This is a genomic window from Polaribacter gochangensis (assembly GCF_046224025.1).
Taxonomy (GTDB): Bacteria; Bacteroidota; Bacteroidia; order Flavobacteriales; family Flavobacteriaceae; genus Polaribacter; species Polaribacter gochangensis.
This window is the reverse complement of record NZ_JBJXRF010000001.1, coordinates 700,824-716,010: the sequence shown is the minus strand read 5'-3', so window position 1 is coordinate 716,010 and position 15,187 is coordinate 700,824. Positions and strand designations below refer to the sequence as shown.

Annotated in this window: 13 protein-coding genes; 1 reads left to right on the top strand and 12 read right to left on the bottom strand. The window is 30.9% G+C overall.

Features of this window, described 5'->3' with window-relative positions; translation table 11 throughout:
- Window positions 1-27: 27 nt before the first annotated feature.
- From ACEWL1_RS03320 to ACEWL1_RS03280, 9 genes are all read right to left on the bottom strand, one after another.
- On the bottom strand, window positions 28-1,344 hold the full coding sequence (locus tag ACEWL1_RS03320) for a TolC family protein (RefSeq protein WP_409231858.1): 1,317 nt from the start codon (window positions 1,342-1,344) through the stop codon (window positions 28-30).
- Window positions 1,334-4,531: an efflux RND transporter permease subunit gene (locus ACEWL1_RS03315; protein ID WP_409231857.1), complete on the bottom strand. Its 3,198-nt coding sequence runs from the start codon at window positions 4,529-4,531 to the stop codon at window positions 1,334-1,336. The genes ACEWL1_RS03320 and ACEWL1_RS03315 overlap by 11 nt, the downstream gene beginning before the upstream one ends.
- 3 nt (window positions 4,532-4,534) lie before the next feature.
- Window positions 4,535-5,647, bottom strand: a complete 1,113-nt coding sequence (locus ACEWL1_RS03310) for an efflux RND transporter periplasmic adaptor subunit (RefSeq protein ID WP_409231856.1) — start codon at window positions 5,645-5,647, stop codon at window positions 4,535-4,537.
- A gap of 176 nt (window positions 5,648-5,823) precedes the next feature.
- The gene (locus ACEWL1_RS03305) at window positions 5,824-6,033 is read right to left on the bottom strand and encodes a YgaP family membrane protein (protein WP_347173019.1); all 210 of its coding nucleotides are present in this window, start codon (window positions 6,031-6,033) and stop codon (window positions 5,824-5,826) included.
- Between the two features lie 18 nt (window positions 6,034-6,051).
- Entirely contained in the window at window positions 6,052-6,357 is a 306-nt protein-coding gene (locus tag ACEWL1_RS03300) for a hypothetical protein (RefSeq protein ID WP_409231855.1), read from the bottom strand.
- Between the two features lie 59 nt (window positions 6,358-6,416).
- Entirely contained in the window at window positions 6,417-9,611 is a 3,195-nt protein-coding gene (locus ACEWL1_RS03295) for an efflux RND transporter permease subunit (protein ID WP_409231854.1), read from the bottom strand.
- Between the two features lie 47 nt (window positions 9,612-9,658).
- A complete protein-coding gene (locus ACEWL1_RS03290) occupies window positions 9,659-10,738 on the bottom strand; it encodes an efflux RND transporter periplasmic adaptor subunit (protein ID WP_409231853.1) in 1,080 nt (359 codons plus the stop codon).
- 50 nt (window positions 10,739-10,788) lie between these two features.
- Complete coding sequence (locus tag ACEWL1_RS03285; protein WP_409231852.1) at window positions 10,789-12,099, bottom strand: TolC family protein; 1,311 nt, start codon at window positions 12,097-12,099, stop codon at window positions 10,789-10,791.
- A 106-nt stretch (window positions 12,100-12,205) separates the two neighbouring features.
- On the bottom strand, window positions 12,206-12,793 hold the full coding sequence (locus tag ACEWL1_RS03280; RefSeq protein WP_409231851.1) for a methyltransferase domain-containing protein: 588 nt from the start codon (window positions 12,791-12,793) through the stop codon (window positions 12,206-12,208).
- An 82-nt stretch (window positions 12,794-12,875) separates the two neighbouring features.
- On the opposite strand from ACEWL1_RS03280, the gene ACEWL1_RS03275 reads away from it, so the two are divergent.
- A complete protein-coding gene (locus ACEWL1_RS03275) occupies window positions 12,876-13,874 on the top strand; it encodes a metal-dependent hydrolase (RefSeq protein ID WP_409231850.1) in 999 nt (332 codons plus the stop codon).
- Between the two features lie 17 nt (window positions 13,875-13,891).
- On the opposite strand, the gene ACEWL1_RS03270 is transcribed toward ACEWL1_RS03275, so the two are convergent.
- The 3 genes from ACEWL1_RS03270 to ACEWL1_RS03260 form a co-directional block, all read right to left on the bottom strand.
- Entirely contained in the window at window positions 13,892-14,029 is a 138-nt protein-coding gene (locus ACEWL1_RS03270; RefSeq protein ID WP_347173027.1) for a hypothetical protein, read from the bottom strand.
- 67 nt (window positions 14,030-14,096) lie between these two features.
- Window positions 14,097-14,396, bottom strand: coding sequence for a thioredoxin (trxA, locus tag ACEWL1_RS03265; protein WP_409231849.1), 300 nt, complete (start codon window positions 14,394-14,396; stop codon window positions 14,097-14,099).
- Between the two features lie 81 nt (window positions 14,397-14,477).
- Window positions 14,478-15,110 carry a Crp/Fnr family transcriptional regulator gene (locus ACEWL1_RS03260; protein WP_409231848.1) on the bottom strand — a complete coding sequence of 211 codons (633 nt, stop codon included), beginning with the start codon at window positions 15,108-15,110 and terminating at the stop codon, window positions 14,478-14,480.
- Between the last annotated feature and the right edge of the window lie 77 nt (window positions 15,111-15,187).

Here is a 15,187-nt window from a genome sequence, read left to right as displayed (position 1 = left end):
GCTCTTTTTTATGCTTTAAATTTGCTTCTAAATTTCTGTATTTAGCAAATCTCCTGTTAATTGTAATAATTCTAATTCAATCAATTTAGCGTCGTATTTTGTGTTATTATATGCTGTTTTACTGTTAATTAAATTGATTTGCGCTTGTCTAAATTCAATCGAAGTAACTTGTCCTAAATTGTAACGTTCTTTTGTTCTATCAAAGTTATTTTGACTCGAAACTACATTTTGTTCTTGCGCTTTTAAAACAAACAATTTGTTGTTGTATAAAGACCAAGTATTTTTTAAATTGTTCTCTAAAGTTTCGTTTTGTTGTTGTAATAAAATCTGTTGGTTTTCTAACGCAATTTTAGAGTTTGCAACTCTTGTTTTTGTGCTTCCTCCATCAAAAATATTCCAGGTAAGATTTAATCCTGCATTTAACCCGTTTGAGTTGGAAGCAGCAGAAAAAGAGGTAGATGGATTTTCACTTTTATTCCATCCATAAGAAGTTGACAACCCAACTTTAGGTAAAAAACTTGCTTTGTTTATTTTGATATTAAACTCGCTAATTGCAAGGTTTTTTTCTGTCTTTTTTAATAAAACATTATTTGCTTTTGCTTTGTTTAATAATTCGTCAAAATTTAAAACTGGATTAAAAGTAACATCTGTTTCAACATTGTAATCAATTTCTTTTTGTTGACCCAATACAATATTTAAACTTCTTTTTGCATTCAAATATTGCTGCTTAGAATTGATGAGCGCAATGCTGTCATTATTCACATCCACCTCGGCATTTAACAATTCTAACTTTGTGGATTGTCCAAATTCATGTTTGTATTTTGCTCTTTCTAAACGACGTTTAGAAATGTTTAAAGCTTCTTTTAAATTGTTGTTATTTTCTGACAATCTAGCAATTTGAAAATACAAGGTAAACAACTGTAAATACGTGTTTTCTATCGTTTCTTTTGCTTGTAATTCTGATAAATTGTACGTTTCTTTTAATACTTCATAGTTGTATTTTCTTCCTAAACCATCAAAAATTGTATAGTTTACATTTAAAGAAGCATTATACGATTTAGTAATTGCTCCATCAACTGTTGTAACGGTATTGTCTTGTCTTGTAATTTCTTGATTATCTCTTCTGTAATTTGCACCAGAAGAAGCCGAAACAGTTGGTAAAAATTTAGAGTTTAAAACGTTTTTATTGTTGTTGGCAATTGCAATATTATTGTTGGCAATTTTAATTCCGTAGTTATTTTCTAAAGTTATTTTTAACGCTTCTTTTTTAGTTAAAATCTCTTGTGCTGTTGCTTGAAATGAAAGCGAAACAATTAAAATGATTGTGTATATATTATTCTTCATCATGTTCAAATTTAGATTCGATAATAGCTCTTTCTACTTCTTCCTCTGTTACATCTTCTCCTGTTCTTAACCATTTGATGCCTACTTTTATCTGATTAGAAACAGATAATAACAATGGTAATAAAACTAAAGTTAAAATGGTTGCAACTGCAATTCCGTAAGAAATTGAAATAGCCATTGGTTTTAAAAATTGCGCTTGTCTACTTTTTTCTAATAATAACGGAGCTAAACCCGCAACTGTGGTTAAAGAAGTTAAAACAATAGCTCTAAAACGTGATTTTCCTGCTTGAATTAACGCTTCATCATATTTCATTCCTTCTTTTAGATACGTATTAAATTTTCCAATTAAAACCAGTCCATCGTTGACCATAATTCCGATTAAGGCAATAATTCCTAACCAAGATAAAATACCAATCGCAAAATTGTGAAAATAATGTCCCCAAACAACACCAATCATACTGAAAGGAATCAAGAGAATTAATAAAATTGGTTGACTATACGATCTAAAAGTAAAAGCGATGACTAAATAAATTAAGATTAAAATAATTGGTCCTACAATTTTTACAGAATCTATTGTCTTTTTTGCCTCTCTATTTTGTCCTTCATATAAAGGTGTTACAGTTGCGTATTTAGAAATAATTTCTGGCATAACACGTATTTTAATATCTTCTAAAATATCCGTAGCGCTTTCTCCAGGCGTTTTCATATCTGCCGTAATTTGAATTTCTCTTTTACCGCTTAAATGATTGATGGCAATATCTCCTCGTTCTATTTCATACGTTGCAATTTCTGAAAAAGGAACTCGTTCGTTTGTTGGAGTTACAATACGCATGTCGTCTAAATTCTTGATAGAAGATCTGTCTTTTTTGTTGTAACGAACCCAAACTTTTATTTCGTCTTGTCCTCTTTGAAAACGTTGTGCTTGCGAACCAAAAAAAGCAAAACGCACTTGACTCATTACCGATTGTAAGTTTAATCCTAAAAGATATGCATCGTCTTTTAATTTGATACGAACTTCTTTTATTCCTGCAGGATCATTATCGGAAATATCTTTTAATAATGAGTTTTTTTCTAACTCTGCTTTCAGCAATTCTTTTGCTGCTTTTAATTCAGAAATATTGTTTCCTAGTAAAGAAACAGCTATTGGACTTCCTCCAAAATTTCCTCCAGAACCAAAAGTGAGGCTTTCTGCACTGTAGATTTTTCCGACTTTTTCTCTAATTGCATTTGTAATTTCAGGTGATGAAAATTCTCTAGATTCTCCGGGTAATAAATTTATTGTTAAGGTTGCGTTTGCTGTTCCTGGCCCAACTCTTTTAATGACGTTTTCTATAACTCTAATATTGCCAGTTTGTTTTTCTGTAAACTCTTCACTTACCAGCCAAACTTTGTCTTCGATTACAGAAATAATAGAATCTGTAATTTTATCATTTGTTCCTTGTGGCATTTTTAAGGTAACCTGAATTCGATCACTTGCAATTGATGGGAAAAATGACGTTTTAACTGTTCCGCCACCAATAGCACCAAAACTAAATATTAATAATGCAATTGGAATTGCAAATGCTAAGAGTTTATACTTTAAGCAAAATCTTAAAAAAGGCACAAAATAAGTGTCTCTAACAAAAACTAATAATCCGTCTGCTTTGCTATTTGCATTTCTAAAAAATACTTCTATTTTACTCTGTTTTTTTACAAATCCGTTTTCCTTTCTTTTTCTTGAAAGCGCTTTTGAATGTGCAATATGTGCTGGTAATATAATTAATGCTTCTATTAACGAAACACTTAATGTTAGTATAACAATTGTAGAAACTTCTCCAAAGAAACTTCCTATTCTTCCATCAACAAAGTAGAAGGTGGAAAAAGCAATAATTGTCGTTAAAATTGCTGACACAATTGGCGGAATAACTTCCATAGTTCCATCTATTGCAGCATTGATTTTAGACTTTCCTAAATCGTAATAATGATGGTAAATGTTTTCTCCAATTACAATTCCATCATCTACCAAAATACCAATAACGATAATCATCCCAAAAAGAGATAATACATTGATGGTAACGCCTAGTTGAGCGGCGAAAATAAACATTCCTAAGAAAGAAATTGGCAATCCAAATGCAACCCAAAAAGCCAATCTAGCATTTAAAAATAATGCTAAGAAAAACAGTACAAGAAGAATTCCCATTAGACCATTTTCAAATAATAATTGTGTTCTTTGGTTTAATGTAATAGAGGCATCACTAGAAATATTTAAGATTACATTGCTATTTTCTTGATTGAATTTATAAATGTATTCTTTAATTTTATCAGCGGAAGAAATTAAATCTTCATTGTTTGTATTACTAACAGTTACATTAATTGCAACGTCTCCGTTATAATAAAGTCTATCTGGATTTTCTGACCAAGAATCTCTTACTTCTGCAACATCTTTTAGTCTGATAATGTTACCTGCTGTTGTAGTTCTAACAATTAAATTTTGCAATTCTACACCATAATAGGATCTATTTCTAGCTCTAATTAAATAATCTTCTTCATCGGTTTTTATGTTTCCTCCAGTAATTAAAAGATTGGTGTTTCTAACAGCCGCTGTTACTTCTGCAATAGATAATTTATACGCTCTTAAATCGTTTTCTCGAACAGAGATTTCTATTTCTTCATCTGGAAAACCAGATAACGCAACTTGAGAAATTCCTTCAAAACTTCTTAAATCGTTTTCAATTTTTCTTGCATAATCTTTCAAAGATTTTAAAGACAAACCTTCTCCACTTATTGTAAAACTAATCGTTGGTCTTGTACTTTCTACTTTTGCTATTACTGGTGGTTCCATTCCAGATGGAAAAGACGGAACTCGATCAACAGCATTTTTCACATCTGATAAAACAATATCAATATTTTTACCTTTTACAACCTCTACATTTACAGACGCAGAATTTTCTCTAGAAACAGATGTTACTCTTTCTACACCAACAATTCCTTTTAAATTATCTTCAATTTTTAAAACAACTCCTTCTTCAATTTCTTCAGGAGAAGCTCCTGGATAGGTAAGGTTGATGCTAATTAATTGTGAATCTACTAAAGGAAAGAATGAAGATTTCATTCCTGAAATACCAATAATTCCAAATGCTACAAATGCAATTATAAAGACATTTACAGCTACAGGATATTTGATGAAATATGTAATTATTTTTTTCATCCTTTAGTTCTTTTTTTGAATTTTAACAACCATTCCGTCAAAAGCTCCAGGAACAGATTGTGTTAAAACCGAAGTGTTATTTTCTATACCTTTAACAACCACCGTTTCTGCATTAAAATATACAGGATTTACTTTTAAAAGTTTTAAAATGGTGTCTTTTACAGTATAAATGCTATTGTTATTTATCAATAATTTTCTAGAAATTTCGAAGGCATTTTCTTCTGATTTTGCCACCACATTTGCTTCTAGATACATTCCGTCTTTTAAGTCTTTATGAGCAACTTCTATAAATACTTTGATAGTTTGAGAAGCTAAATCTACTTTACCGTTAACACGAATTACTTTTCCGGTATAGGTTTTTGTTCTTTCTAAGTTTGTTAGAGAAACACTATTGCCAATTTTAAGTAAATCTGCAAAACCAGCATTGATAGAAACTTCCATTTCAAAAATGGATGGATCTATAAATTCTCCTAATTTTTGTCCTGCTCTAACCAACGATCCATCAGTAACAAAAGCTTCCGTTAAAATTCCGTTGTACGGTGCTTTAATAGTATACTTATTTAATTTTACTTCTGAGTTTTTAACATTAAAATAACTAGTTGTTATTCCTTTTCCAGACACAAAATACTTTTCTTTATCAGTAGAAAAATTTGGCAGCTCTGGAGTTGATTTATGAATGTCAAAATTATTTAAATAGGTTTGCCATTTCTTAAATTCTTTTGGAAAATCTAATCGAATATCTGGCATTATTGCTGTAATAAGATTAATTAAGTTACTTTTTTGAGATTGTAAACTTGCATAAAACTCATCGCTATTTATACTTAAGAGGGTTTCATTTTCTGAAAATTTTACTCCAGCTTTAAATTCTTTTTTTGTTGTGTGTAATACACCTTGAACTTCAGAAAACAATTCTATTTTATGTTTAGCAACTAAGTTACCGCTTGCTTTAATTACAATAGGAATTTCTTTATTTGTTACTTTTTCTACAAAAACAGTTTTAACGGTTTTGCTATATTTTGGTTTTGGTTTTTGCTTAGTATCAACCATGTATTTTGCTAAAAATAGTGCTGAAACAATTAGTAATACACCCAATACTGAAAGAATTATTTTTCTCATGCTAAATAGTTATAAAAGTCTGCAAAGTTAATCTAAAAAAAAATTTTTCTTTTAAATTTCATTTTTACAAAAATACTGTTAGTTGCGACGGCAACTTTTTAGTGTTTAGTTAAAGATTCGTTAAAACAAATAAGCCGCATTTAGAGCGGCTTACTTTGGTTTTTAAGGATGGTTGTTTAATTAACAGAACAACCATCACTTTCTTTTTTGATGCCTAATTTTACAAGAATCGTTTCTAATAAACACCATTTTGTAAAAGCAGATTGAATTAAATTAAATCCAATAAATACGGTGAACCACATCCAGTTTTGGTTTACGTAAACAGTAAGCACAACGCTTAACAATACCATAACACCAACAATCACTCTAAAATATTTGTTTAACATTTTTTTAAATTTTTACGTTTATATAAATTTTTCGATAGGCACAACAATCGCTTTTATTGGATTGTTGGTTTCTAAATTAGTATTGAACTCTTGTATCAATTTAAAAAGAGCATCAATTTTTTCTTCTTTTGTAAATGAAAAAAACATCGTAGATTCATTACTAGATTTAACTCCAGAAAACCAATTAGAAGCCACTAAAACAGAGGCGCTATTTTTATGTCCATCGATATCAGATTCACTAAAGTTTTCAATCTCTGCTTTCTTAAAAAGTAGAATTACTTCTTTTTGAAATGCTTCTACTACGGTTACAATTACTAATTTCATTTTTTATCGTTTTTACACAACCTGCAAGTTTTTTTCTAACCTTGTAAGTTTTTTTCTTATTATTTATAATTCTTCTTCTCAATCATATAATACACCAATGGCACAACCAATAAAGTAAGTACTGTAGAAACAATTGTTCCGCCCATTAATGAAATGGCCAATCCTTGAAAAATTGGATCAAACAAGATGACAAATGCTCCAATTACCACAGTTCCTGCTGTTAATAAAATTGGCGTTGTTCTAACAGCTCCTGCTTCAATTGCCGCTTGTTTTAACGGAACTCCTTCTGCTGTTCTTAAGTTGATAAAATCAATTAGTAAGACTGAGTTCCGTACCATAATTCCGGCTAAGGCAATCATTCCAATAAAAGATGTTGCTGTAAAAAACGCACCCATAATCCAGTGTCCTAAAATAATTCCGATCAACGATAAAGGAATCGCAACCATCATTACAATGGGTGCTTTAAAATTTTGAAACCATCCAACAATTAAGATGTATATCAAAATAATAGCTCCTAAAAAGGCAATTCCTAAATCTCTAAAAACTTCTAAAGTAATTTGCCATTCTCCGTCCCATTTCACCGTATAATTATCTTCAAAATCTGGCTGCCCTAAATACATTTCGTTCAATTCATATCCTTTTGGCAACGGAATTTCCTTCAATTTCTTTTCCATTCCTAAAATTGCGTACGCCGGACTTTCTAATTCTCCTGCCATATCTGCCAACACATACACAACTCGTTTTTGATTTTTACGATAAATACTTTTTGCTGCAATCGTTTCTTTAATATCTACCATATCTGCAATCGGAACCATGGTTCCTAATTTTGAGGTAATTTTTAGTTGAGAAATATCACTAATCGTAGATTTTTCTTTTTCATCTAAAGCCAATACCAAACCAACTTGATTTACAGCATTTTCATCATACAACGTAGTAATTGCATTGTTTGATAAGGCCATATTCATTGTATAAGCAATTTGTTGTGGAGCTACACCATATAACATTGCTTTTTCTTTGTTGATGTTAAATTGATACTCTTTTTGATCGGCTTCTACCATCCAATCTACATCTACAACATCATCTGTATTTCTTAAAATCGTTTGCAATTGATCTGCGATTGCAATTTGTTGATTGTAATCTGGTCCGTACACTTCTGCAACAATGGTTGATAAAACTGGTGGTCCAGGTGGCACTTCAACCAATTTTACATTGGCATTGTATTTTGCTGCTATTTTTTGAATTTCTGGTCGTAATAATTTTGCAATTCCGTGACTTTGAATTGATCGTTCACCTTTATCAATTAAATTTACTTGAATATCTGCTGTATTGCTTCCTCCACGTAAATCATAATGACGCACCAAACCGTTAAAAGTAATCGGTGCAGATGTTCCTATATAATTCTGATAATTTACTATTTCTGCTCTCGTAGCTAAATATTGAGCAATTTCTTGTGTTACAACCGCAGTTCTTTCTAAAGTTGTTCCTTCAGGCATATCAATAACCACTTGAAACTCGTTTTTGTTGTCAAAAGGCAACATCTTTACAGCTACAGAATTGGTGAAAAACAACATCATTGTTCCTAGCAATACAACAAAAGTACCTCCTAAAAACAACCATCTTTTTTTGCTGTTTTCCAATAACGGACGCTCAAATTTGTTATAAACTTTATAAATAAACGTTTCTTCTAAAGGTTTTTCTACCTTTTCAGCGTGTCCTTTCTTGTCTTTTTCTCTTAAGAAAATATATCCTAAATATGGAGTAATCGTTAAGGCAACAAACAATGATAATATCATCGCAATGGATGCTCCAATTGGCATTGGTGCCATATAAGGACCCATTAATCCGGATACAAAAGCCATTGGCAATACAGAAGCAATTACCGTAAATGTTGCTAAAATAGTTGGATTACCAACTTCATTGATAGCATATAAGGCAGCTTGTTTAAACGGCAAACGTTTCATTTTAAAATGCCTGTGCATATTTTCGGCAATAATAATGGAATCATCAACCACAATTCCTGTTACAAACACCAACGCAAATAATGTAATTCGGTTTAGTGTATAATCTAACATGTAATAACTTAACAATGTTAAAGCAAAGGTAATTGGCACCGATAAAAACACCACCAATCCACCACGCCAACCCATTGCCAACATTACTACTAAAGTTACTGCAATGATAGATCCAATTAAGTGTAATAATAATTCTGAAACTTTGTGCGAAGCTGTTTCTCCATAATTTCTTGTCACTTCTACATGAACATCATCAGGAATTAACGTCGTTTTTAAATGAGTTACTTTACCAATAATGAGTTCAGCAATTTTCATGGCATCTGCGCCTTTTCTTTTGGCTACAGAAATGGTTACAGCTGGATATTCCGATTTATAACCATCTGCTTTTACACTTCCTTTTCCAAATCCTAAACTCACGTAATTTTGCGGAATTTCGGGTCCGTCAAAAATCTTAGCAATTTGTTTTAAATAAATAGGTCTGTTTTGTTGCACACCAACCACCAAATTTTCTACATCTTTTGCAGTTTGTAAAAATTTGCCGGTATTCACTAAAAATTCTGTATCGTTTTTATCAAAACTTCCTGAGCTTATTTCAGTATTATTGGCTCTAATCATTTCAGAAACTGATAAAAAATCTAGGCCACTTTCTGCCATTTTATCTTTGTCTAAAACAACGCGTAATTGTCTGTTTCTTCCTCCAATTTTATGCGTGATAGAAACATCGTTTACTTTTTTAATTTCGTTTTCTAATTCTTCTGCAATTTGACTTAGCTGATAATCATCATAATTCTCGCTCCATAAAGTTAAACCTAACATCGGTACATCGTCAATAGCACGTGTTTTTACCAAAGGAAACGTAACGCCTTTTGGCATTTGATCCATGTGTTTGTTAATTTCGTTGTATAATTTTACAAACGAACGCTCAATATCTTCGCCTACATAAAACTGAACGATGACCATAGCTTTTTCATTCATAGAAGTAGAATATACATACTCAACTCCTTTGATATTTGAAATCAGTTTTTCTAAAGGTTTTACAACTCTAGACTCCACTTCTGTCGGACTCGCCCCTGGATAACCAACAAAAATATCTGCCATTGGCACATCAATTTGTGGCTCCTCTTCACGCGGAATTAAAAATGAACTATACACACCAATAACCATAAACACAATCATTAACAACACGGTTAATTTTGATTGTATAAAGACTTTGGCAATTTTTCCTGCGATTCCTTCTTTCATTTTATTTTATATTTTGACTGTTTTCTGAAAACTGTGACTACTCACTGTTACTGAATACTAATTTTAACTCCATTAAATAATCTTCCATCCGAAGAAATAATATACGTTTCTCCAGAACTTAATCCTGATAAAACCTCAACTTCATCTCCAAAAGTTCTTCCTAAGCGCAACCAACGTAAAATTGCAGTATTACTTTGACTCACAGAATACACACCCGATAATTGTCCGTTTGTAATAATTGCTTCTTTAGGCAACAACACCATGTTAGATGTTGTTTTTCTTTCTATCGGAAACTGCACATTGGCAAACATTCCAGATAAAATTGCTGAGTTTGTTTCTTCTAATTTAATTTTCACTAAATATTGACCGCCTGTATTTTTTGCTGATGAACTTACTGCTGTAACTTTCCCTGTTACGGTTGCATTGATAGATTTTACCAAAACACGCACTTCACTTCCTTTTTTAATTTCAGAAATTTCTGTTTCAGGAACCATAGCAATTACTTCAAAATCATTCGGATTTTCTATACTGATTAATGGCATTCCTGGAGTTGTCATATCACCATTTTCAATATTTTTACTGGTAATTATCCCGCTAAAAGGAGCAGTAATATTACTATACGAAAATTGAGCATTCATTTCGTTTTTAATTTGATTTGCAGCTTCTAATCCTGCTTTTGCCATTTGATAATTAGCAGTCATATCATCCATCTCTTTTTGACTAATACTTTTGCTTTGATATAAGTTCTGAAAACGTTTGTAGTTTTTTTCTGCATTTAAAAAAGCCACATTTGCTTGTGTAATATTGGCATTTACTTGCGCTTTTTTAGCTTCTAAATCTGTATTGTTTATAGAAACTAATAATTGTCCTTTGGCAACTTTATCTCCAATATTAACATGTACTTTATCAACAGAACCCATCATTCTTGTTCCAAGATCCGCACTTTTTACTGCTTGAATTTTTCCACTTACAATTAAAAACGGATTGTTGGCATTGGAAGACACTTTAGCAACTTTTACTTGAATGCTTGGCGAATTATCTACCAACTCTTTTTTATCATCATTACCACAACTTGTTAAAAATAATGCTGCTGTGATGAATGTTAATGGATATAAATATTTTTTCATTTTATTTGGTTTAATTTTTATTTCTGAACACTGAAACTTTTTACTGAAAACTAATTTTTAGTTAAAAATTCTAAATATGCTTGTGTATAATTGTATTGAAATATGGTTTGATAATACGCTAATTGTTTTTGTGCATACAGCGTTTCTGCCATCAATAAATCGGTAGTTTTTTCTAAACCTTCTTTAAATCGGTTTTTTCTAATTCTCAAAGATTCTTTTGATTGTTTAACAGATAAACTTGTTAGCTCTAATTGATTTTTTGCATCTAATAATTGACGTCTAGCTTTGTTTAATTCTAAATTACTTTTAGAAACGTATTGAGTATATTCTAATTTAGATTGCTCAAAAGCTGCTTTGCTTTTTTGTGTTTTTCCAATACGCTTAGAACCTTCAAAAAGAGTCCAACTTAATTGCGCGCCAATTACATAACCGTTTGCACTTCCTTGAAATAATTTATTGTCATATAACTCGTAACTTCCAAATGCATTTAAGCGAGGTAAAAAAGTCATTTTATCAGCTTTATTCATCGCCATATAAGCATCAGAAGCCAATTGCATCGCTTTAATATCCGCTCTGTTTTCGGATATGTTTATATTGGTGTTATTTGTAGTAGTTATACTTAAATCATCTGTTGATTTGTAAATTACATAGGTGTCATCATTCATTAAAAAAGACAAATAATTAGACGCATTTAACACATTGCTTTTTGCGGTTTGTAACTGACCTTTTATATCAGTTACTCGTACTTCTATGGTTAAAATATCTGCTTGCTGTAAATATCCTTGTTGAAAGTTATTTTCTGCTATTTTTTGATTTTCTTTGGCTGTTTCTAATGCTTTTTCTATAACCTCAACAGCTTTATACGCCAATTGTAATTGCATATATACTTTTGCTGCTTCTAGCTTCAAATAATCTGCAGTTCTTTCGGTTTGTAAGGAAGTTGCTTCCATTTTAGATTTTGCTGCTTTTCGCTGATAAAATCCGTCAAGATTAATTAAGGGTTGTTGAATTTCAATCTTAGTTCCAAAATTCTGAGTTTGAGAAGGATTGTTTAACAAAGCAGGATTAAAATCTGCCGCCGTTAAAATTTCTTGATTTAATTTAGATCCAAAAGCCATTAAAGGATTTGTAGTAGAAATGCCGGTATAGCTTGCTGTTATTGTTGGTAAAAAGATAGCATTTGTTTGAAGATAATCTGCTTTTGATTTGTGAAACTCTTGTTCAGAAATCTTTAATGTTAAATTTTTATTGGAAATGCTATTGAGCACCTCTTCTTTTGTAATGGCAACTGTTTCTTGTCCGTTTATATGAAACTGAACCGAAACAAAAATAATTAGTAGTATAAAAACTCTTTTACGCATCGTTATTTCTATTTGATGACGCAAAAATAAGCGCTATTTAAAGATTTGTTGGTAACATAGGTTACCTTCAAAAAAAGGTGTTTTTTAATAAAAACTTAAATAGGAATTAAGAATTATTTTTTTTGAACGATAAAAAAAGTTCCATGCCAACTCTACTCTGAATAGAATTATAACAATTTTCCATCGTAAGGATATTGAAATGAGGCGTAAAGTAGTTTAAATATTCTGCTTTTGATCCTCCAAAGGGCGGATGATCTTCGTTTAATGTTGCATCAAAAAGCAAGCCTACTAATTTTCCGTTTTCGTGAAGTAATTGGCTCATTTTTACAGCGTAATCTGATCTTAAGTTTGGATCAATCACACACAAAAAAGTTTGTTCTAAAATTAAATCAAAATGAATATCTAGGTCAAAAAAATTACCGTGAATTAATTGTTCTGAAGGGAAATTAGGAACTTCTTTTTGTAAATTTTGTAACGGAATTTCTGAAATATCAACCACATAAACATTTGTAAAACCTTTTTTAAAAAGGTATTCAGCTTCATATGAATTTCCACCACCAGGAATCAATATTTTCAAATCCTTATTTGTTAATTGATCTATATAGGCTTTTAAAGGCGGAGAAATTTCACCTAAATCCCAACCGGTTTTGTTTGTTTTGTATTTATTTTCCCAAAAACTTTCGTTTAAAATCATGCTTTTCTGTTCTTAAAATAAAAAGATAGTATATTTCGATTTGAAACAAATATCGTTAAAAAAAGAGACTACTTTTGCTTACATGGATTCATTAACACAAATTATTTTAGGTGCCGCAGTTGGAGAAGCTGTACTTGGGAAAAAAATTGGTAATAAAGCAATGCTTTATGGAGCAATTGCAGGAACAATTCCAGATTTAGACATTTTTTCTTCTCATTTTACAGATACCGTTTCTGCCTTAGAAATTCATAGAGGTTTTACACATTCTATCTTTTTTTCTGTACTTTTTGCTCCCATTTTTGGTTGGCTTGTTTCTAAATATGAAAAACACAAGAATGTTAAAGAATGGTCTTGGTTGTTTTTTTGGGCTTTGATAACGCATCCTATTTTAGATGCGCACACAACTTGGGGAACACAACTATTTTGGCCACTAGATTACAGACTTGCATTTAAAACCATTTTTGTAATAGATCCTCTTTATACGTTGCCCTTTTTAGTCTTTTTAATTTTAGCCTTTTTTCAAAAACGCGATGCACCAAAAAGACGATTTTATAATACAATGGGATTGCTTATTAGCAGCAGTTATTTAGTACTAACCTTTGCTTTAAAAGGAATCGCAAACAATCAATTTGAAAAAGCGCTGGAAAATCAACAGATTGAATACAGCGATTTTGAAACAAAACCATCGCCATTAAACACCCTATTATGGTCTGCAAATGTGTCTACAAAAAAGCAGTATTTAATTGGCTATTATTCCTTTTTTGATGAAAAACCAATTCATTTTGATGCCTATCCAAAAAATCATGAACTTTTAGGTGATTTAGTGCATCAAGAAAATGTGCAACGTATGATTCGTGTTTCAAAAGGTTGGTATAGCATTACTAAAAAAGAAGAGCGTTTATTTTACAACGATTTGCGCTTTGGCTTGTTAAGTTTACAACCCAATGCTCAAAACTTTGCCTTTCAATATGAAATTAAAGTTGATACTTTAGGGAAAGTAACTTTTATAGAAACCGAGAAAAATCGAGAAGACGCTAAACAGCTTTTAAATGATCTTTGGACCCGTATAAAAGGAAATTAACAACAACTTTTTTGATGCTATTTTTCTTCTTTTTTCTTATCGGTTGTCATCAACAACATAACTGCTGCAACAAGGCCAACACAGACAACAGCAAAAACTCCAATTAAGATGGTTCCGTTTGTCCAAGAAACTAAAGGTAATAAGGTATTAAACATAGCTAATAAATTTTATGCTACAAAATTCTTATAAATATATCATATAAAATATGATTTGTATCATCTTTTAATTTTGATGGTTGTTTATAATTTGTATTAGTTCGTTTTTTTGTAGCACTCCAGATTGTCTCCAAAGTTGTTTTCCGTTTTTAAACAAAAGAAAGGTTGGTACGCCTTTTACTTGATATTTAGCTGCTAATTGTTGATTAGTATCAACATTAATCTTAATGATAGAAACAGCATTACCTAAAGCATCCTTTACTTCTTTTAAAATTGGACTCATCATTTTGCAAGGTCCGCACCAATCAGCAAAAAAATCTACTAAAACAGGTTTATCTTTATTTATTATTTCTGAAAATTTACTCATTTTTTAAATTTTTGTTTTTTACTTTAATTGTAAATTTAAAGACATCACCATTTGTAAACGGTAACAAAAGTTACCAATACACTATACATTTAATACTGTAATTTGATTTCTATTTAATTGTATTTCTCCTTTTAATTCTAAAGCTTTTAAGAGTCGAGAAATGACAACTCGAGAAGTATATAAATCGCTCGCAATCTCTTTATGAGTAATTTGAATGACCTCATCTTTATTTACCATCGCTTTATTTTTTAAGTATTTTAACAAGCGTTCGTCCATATTTAAAAAAGCAATCGTATCAATTGCTTCTAACAATTCTTGCATGCGTTCATGATAACTTTGTAAAATAAAATTCTGCCAAGTTGAATATTTGTTCATCCATTCACTAATTTTCTGAACAGGAATCATAATCAACGCTGTTTCTACTTCTGCAACTGCTCTAATTTTACTTTTTGTTTGTCCTAAACAACAAGTAATTGTCATAGCACAAGTATCTCCTTGTTCAATATAATACAGCACTAATTCATCGCCTTTTTCATCTTCTCTTAAAATTTTAATTGCTCCATTTAAAATAAGCGGCATAAATTGAATTTGACTACCAATATCAATTAATTCTGTACCTGCTTTTACTTTTTTATACTCGCCAATTTCAAGAATTTCTTTGAGTAAATCTTCTTCAAAAAGGTGTCCGTAATTAAAATTAAAATCTGCCTGCATTGTTCTTTTTTAGGTTGATAAAAATACAATTAAATCTTTGTTTTTTATTAATTAACAAAAGATTGTTCTATCGCTTT

Excerpts from the sequence above, each read along its gene's own strand:
- ACEWL1_RS03320 (WP_409231858.1), bottom strand. The coding sequence starts at position 1,344 with ATGAAGAATAATATATACACAATCATTTTAATTGTTTCGCTTTCATTT.
- ACEWL1_RS03315 (WP_409231857.1), bottom strand. The coding sequence starts at position 4,531 with ATGAAAAAAATAATTACATATTTCATCAAATATCCTGTAGCTGTAAAT.
- ACEWL1_RS03310 (WP_409231856.1), bottom strand. The coding sequence starts at position 5,647 with ATGAGAAAAATAATTCTTTCAGTATTGGGTGTATTACTAATTGTTTCA.
- ACEWL1_RS03305 (WP_347173019.1), bottom strand. The coding sequence starts at position 6,033 with ATGTTAAACAAATATTTTAGAGTGATTGTTGGTGTTATGGTATTGTTA.
- ACEWL1_RS03300 (WP_409231855.1), bottom strand. The coding sequence starts at position 6,357 with ATGAAATTAGTAATTGTAACCGTAGTAGAAGCATTTCAAAAAGAAGTA.
- ACEWL1_RS03295 (WP_409231854.1), bottom strand. The coding sequence starts at position 9,611 with ATGAAAGAAGGAATCGCAGGAAAAATTGCCAAAGTCTTTATACAATCA.
- ACEWL1_RS03290 (WP_409231853.1), bottom strand. The coding sequence starts at position 10,738 with ATGAAAAAATATTTATATCCATTAACATTCATCACAGCAGCATTATTT.
- ACEWL1_RS03285 (WP_409231852.1), bottom strand. The coding sequence starts at position 12,099 with ATGCGTAAAAGAGTTTTTATACTACTAATTATTTTTGTTTCGGTTCAG.
- ACEWL1_RS03280 (WP_409231851.1), bottom strand. The coding sequence starts at position 12,793 with ATGATTTTAAACGAAAGTTTTTGGGAAAATAAATACAAAACAAACAAA.
- ACEWL1_RS03275 (WP_409231850.1), top strand. The coding sequence starts at position 12,876 with ATGGATTCATTAACACAAATTATTTTAGGTGCCGCAGTTGGAGAAGCT.
- ACEWL1_RS03270 (WP_347173027.1), bottom strand. The coding sequence starts at position 14,029 with ATGTTTAATACCTTATTACCTTTAGTTTCTTGGACAAACGGAACCATC.
- trxA (WP_409231849.1), bottom strand. The coding sequence starts at position 14,396 with ATGAGTAAATTTTCAGAAATAATAAATAAAGATAAACCTGTTTTAGTA.
- ACEWL1_RS03260 (WP_409231848.1), bottom strand. The coding sequence starts at position 15,110 with ATGCAGGCAGATTTTAATTTTAATTACGGACACCTTTTTGAAGAAGAT.